Annotated in this window: 6 protein-coding genes; 4 read left to right on the forward strand and 2 right to left on the reverse strand. The window is 71.0% G+C overall.

Annotation, left to right across the window (positions count from 1 at the left end):
• Positions 1–405: GNAT family N-acetyltransferase (locus VET29_RS24940; protein ID WP_324924620.1), on the forward strand; the 405-nt coding region annotated here is incomplete at its 5' end.
• On the opposite strand, the gene VET29_RS24945 is transcribed toward VET29_RS24940, so the two are convergent.
• The gene (locus tag VET29_RS24945) at positions 392–784 is read right to left on the reverse strand and encodes a GtrA family protein (protein ID WP_324924622.1); all 393 of its coding nucleotides are present in this window, start codon (positions 782–784) and stop codon (positions 392–394) included. The genes VET29_RS24940 and VET29_RS24945 overlap by 14 nt on opposite strands.
• Before the next feature lie 45 nt (positions 785–829).
• Here VET29_RS24945 and VET29_RS24950 point away from each other — a divergent pair, with 45 nt between their 5' ends.
• The 3 genes from VET29_RS24950 to VET29_RS24960 all read left to right on the forward strand — a co-directional run bounded on the left by VET29_RS24950 (position 830) and on the right by VET29_RS24960 (position 3,611).
• Positions 830–2,176: an FAD-binding oxidoreductase gene (locus VET29_RS24950; protein WP_324924624.1), complete on the forward strand. Its 1,347-nt coding sequence runs from the start codon at positions 830–832 to the stop codon at positions 2,174–2,176.
• Positions 2,173–2,928 carry a decaprenylphospho-beta-D-erythro-pentofuranosid-2-ulose 2-reductase gene (locus tag VET29_RS24955; RefSeq protein ID WP_324924626.1) on the forward strand — a complete coding sequence of 252 codons (756 nt, stop codon included), beginning with the start codon at positions 2,173–2,175 and terminating at the stop codon, positions 2,926–2,928. Before VET29_RS24950 ends, VET29_RS24955 begins: the two co-directional genes overlap by 4 nt.
• A gap of 173 nt (positions 2,929–3,101) precedes the next feature.
• Positions 3,102–3,611, forward strand: a complete 510-nt coding sequence (locus tag VET29_RS24960) for a YbaB/EbfC family nucleoid-associated protein (protein ID WP_324924628.1) — start codon at positions 3,102–3,104, stop codon at positions 3,609–3,611.
• Here VET29_RS24960 and VET29_RS24965 read toward each other — a convergent pair.
• Entirely contained in the window at positions 3,583–4,134 is a 552-nt protein-coding gene (locus tag VET29_RS24965) for a hypothetical protein (RefSeq protein WP_324924630.1), read from the reverse strand. The genes VET29_RS24960 and VET29_RS24965 overlap by 29 nt on opposite strands.
• Positions 4,135–4,292 lie beyond the last annotated feature (158 nt).

The raw sequence follows: 4,292 nt of genomic DNA on the forward strand, positions 1-4,292 counted from the left end.
GGCCTCGGCATCTCGGCGGAAGGCGACGAGCTGCGGCTGCCCGCCGGGATGCTCCTGGTCGCGACCCTGCACGGCACCCCGGTCGGCTGCGGGGCGCTCAAGCTGGCCGGCGAGCAGGCCTACCTCAAGCGCATGTGGGTCGACGACGCACACCGCGGCCTGGGCATCGGCCGGCGGCTGCTCACCGAGCTGGAGCGCCGCGCCGGCGCCCAGGGCGCGACGACGGTCCGCCTGGAGACCAACAAGGCCCTGGCGGAGGCGGTCACGATGTACCGCGCGGCGGGCTACCGCGAGGTGGACCCGTTCAACGACGAGTACTACGCCCACCACTGGTTCGAGAAGCGGCTACCACCCGACGGGCAGCCCGTGGATCGCCAGGCGTCGGGGCCGGCTAGCGAGCCCTGAAGACGACCGTCCGCAGCATCACGAAGTTGATGGCCGTCGCGAGGCCCTGCGCCACCACCCAGGCAAGCGCGATCGGCAGGCCGAAGTGCAGCATCAGGGCGTTGGTGCCCACGTTGACGAAGAACGTCACCGTGTAGAGCAGGACGAACCCGCCGAGCTGGCCGGCGCCGCCGGCCGCGTTGAACGTGAACCGGCGGTTCAGGAGGTAAGCGGTCGTGGTGCCGGCCACGAAGCTGATGGCCTTCGCGAGGTGCACCCAGAGCCCGAGCGCCAGCAACCCCTGGTACACGCCGAAGTCGACGAGCGCGCAGAAACCACCGATCAACACGAACCGAGCGAGCTGGCCGGCCAGCCCGCTCCTGTCGTCCACGGCAGTCACGGAGCCAGTGTAGGAGCCGGCGACGACCCGGATACCCTCGGTGCGGTGAAGCCAGAGAAGCTCACCGGTTGGGGAAGGACCGCGCCCACGTCGGCGCAGGTGCTCCACACCGCGGACGTGCGGGAGATCGCCGCGGCGGTCCGCGCCGCCGGTCCACGTGGGGTCATCGCCCGCGGGCTCGGGCGCAGCTACGGCGACCCCGCCCAGAACGCCGGCGGTGTGGTCATCGACATGACCGGGCTCAGCCGGATCCACACGGTCGACGCCGAGGCCGCGACCGTGGACGTCGACGCGGGCGTCTCGCTCGACACGCTCATGCGGGCGCTCCTGCCGTTCGGCCTCTGGCTGCCCGTCCTGCCCGGCACGCGCCAGGTCACGGTCGGCGGCGCGATCGGCAGCGACATCCACGGCAAGGCCCACCACGTCGAGGGCAGCTTCGGCAACCACGTCCGCTCACTCGACCTGCTCACCGCGGACGGCGAGGTCACCACGCTGACGCCGGACGGTCCGGACGCCGACCTGTTCTGGGCCACGGTCGGCGGCATGGGCCTCACGGGCATCGTGCTGCGCGCCACGCTGGCGCTGAACCACGTCGAGACCGCGTACTTCCTCGTCGACACCGAGCAGATCGGCAACCTCGACGACCTCATGGCCCGCCAGAGCGTCGGCGACGAGTCCTACGCCGAGTCCGTGTCCTGGTTCGACGCCGTGACCACCGGCCCGCACCTGGGCCGCGGCATCCTGACCCGCGCCAACCACGCCCGTGTCGAGGACCTTCCCGCCCGGTCGCGCGGGAACCCGCTCAGGTTCGAGGCACCGCAGCTGCTGACCGTCCCGGACGTCTTCCCGCCGGGGATGCTGAACAAGCTGACCGGCCGGATCTTCAGCGAGCTGTGGTACCGCAAGTCGCCGACGCGTGCCGGTGCCGTCCAGAACATCACGCAGTTCCTGCACCCGCTGGACATCGTCGGCGAGTGGAACCGCGGGTACGGCCCGCACGGCTTCCTGCAGTACCAGTTCGCGGTGCCGTTCGGCGCCGAGGACGTCATCCGGCACACCGTGCACCGGGCCGTCGAGACCGGGCAGGTCAGCGTGCTGAACGTGCTCAAGCGGTTCGGTCCCGGCAACCGGGCGCCGCTGTCGTTCCCGATGCCGGGTTGGACGCTGTGCCTGGACTTCCCGGTCCGCAAGGGCGTGCACGAGCTGTGCGAGGAGCTGGACGAGCTGGTCCTACGGGCCGGTGGGCGGCACTACCTGGCCAAGGAGTCCCGCGCGACGCCGTCGGTGGTCGAGCGTGGCTACCCGCGGCTGGACGAGTGGCGCAAGGTCCGCGCATCCGTTGACCCACAAGGCGTTTTCGCCTCAGACATGTCGAGAAGGTTGTCGCTGTGATTGACGCTGTCGGTAATCCCCAGTCGCTGTTGCTGCTCGGCGGGACCTCGGAGATCGGCCTCGCGGTGGCCCGTCTGTACGCCCGGCGCCGCCCGCTGCGGGTCGTCCTGGCGGGTCGGCAGTCGGCGCGGCTGGACGAGGCCGTGGCGGACCTGCGTTCCGTGGGTGCCACGGTGTCCACCGTGGAGTTCGACGCGCTCGACACCGCCTCGCATCCGGCGGTGCTGGACAAGGCCTTCAGCGACGGTGACATCGACGTGACGGTCGTGGCGTTCGGGCTGCTCGGCGATGCCGAGGAGGTCTGGCAGGACCACGCGAAGGCGGTCGAGCTGGCGCGGGTCAACTACACCGCTCCGGTGTCGGTCGGCGTCGCGCTGGCCGAGCGGCTGCGCAAGCAGGGGCACGGGCGGATCGTGGCGCTGTCGTCGGTCGCAGGCGAGCGGGTGCGGCGGGCGAACTTCATGTACGGCTCGACCAAGGCCGGCATGGACGGCTTCTACCTCGGCCTCGGCGAGGCACTGCGGGGCGAGGGCATCTCGGTCACCGTGGTGCGGCCCGGTTTCGTGAAGACGAAGATGACCGAGGGCATGAAGCCGACGCCGCTGGCGACGACGGCCGAGGCGGTCGCCGAGGACGTCGTGGCCGCGGTGGCCAAACGCAGGGAGCTGGTGTGGACACCGGCGCCGTGGCGGATCGTCATGTCGGTCTTCCGGCACATCCCCAGGCCGATCTTCCGGAAGCTGCCCTTCTGAGAGGGCGCGGGCCGTCCACCGCCAGTCGCCGCGCTCCGGGAGACGGCCCGCAGAGCCGGCGCAACGTGGGGCACGCCGGCCACCTTCCTGCAACTTGCAGACGCAGGTAATTGCGCAGAGTACACGCTCGATTACACTGATCGGAAGCCCTTCGCTTCTCTATGCTCGTGGCCGTGACGGTTCCAACCCCGGATGAGTGGCTGGCGAACTTCAACGCCAAGATCGCGGACGTCAAGGCCAAGACCGAGGCGTTCGAACAGGACCTGGAGCGGTCCGGCGCGACCGAGACGTCACCGGACGGCTCGCTGAGCGTGTCCGTCGCACCGAACGGTTCGCTGACGAACCTGCGCATCGACGAGTCCGCGTGGCGCGGGAACGGCGCGGAGCTGGCCCAGAAGATCATGGGACTGGCACGCAAGGCACAGCGTCAGGCGGCCGTGAACGTGGCGGAGGCGTTCGCCCCGCTGGGCGGGCCGGACCACGAGGCGTTGCGGATGCTCACCGGGTACATCCCGGAGGAGGAGGACGAGGAGCCGGAGGGCGCGAGCTACTCGTTCGCCGAGGAGTCGACGCCCGGCCGTGACCCGGTCCAGCCGCCGCGGCCTCCGGCGCCACCTCGCCCGCCCCGCCGCCGCCCGGACGAGGACGACGACTTCACGAACGACGACCTGTTCGGCCGCTGACTAATGCCTGACGGTCCGCCGCGTCGGCCAGCCGGTCGAGGGCGGCGATGAGACGGCCTCTGCGCAGGCGGGGGCCCAGCTCCGTCGAGGTGCCCGCCAGCGTCACCGACGCGCGTCTGCGGACCCTGCGTCGCGTCGTCTCGCCGCTCGTCAGCTCGTAGCGGCGGCTCTGGGTGGCCGTGAACCGGTGGCCGCGCCAGGTTCCCGTCACGGTCAGCTCCGGGTGCCACGCGCCCGTGTGCGTCTTGCCGAACACGCCTGTCCGATAGCCCTCGCTGATCCGGCCCTTTCGCAGCAGGGCCCAGGCCTTCCTGCGGCGTCGCCGTTCCTGTTCGTCGAACGCCGCCCGGCCGCCGGTCGCCGGCACGTCCACGCGCCAGCCGTGCCGCCGCGCCAGCCTGCCCACGAACATGTGGCGGAACGCCAGCGCCGACAGCCACCGGAACAGGAACCAACCCGCGACCGCCGCGGCCAGTACCGCCAGGCTCCAGGCCCGCCAGTCCCACGTCCCCGACGGGTCCACTAGTGTCCCGCGCCGGGAATGCGGTGATCAAGTCGGTGGATCCGGGTTTCTGCTGGCAAGGCGCCGGTTCGTCCTCGTACTGGGTCGTACTTGGGCGAACCGGCAACGCCGCCAGCAGGAAGCTGGGCCGCCGAATTAGTTGCCTGATTTCCGGCGCG

Origin of the sequence: Actinophytocola sp. (assembly GCF_035634895.1) — a bacterium.
In the GTDB taxonomy this organism is placed as follows: Bacteria; Actinomycetota; Actinomycetes; order Mycobacteriales; family Pseudonocardiaceae; genus Actinophytocola.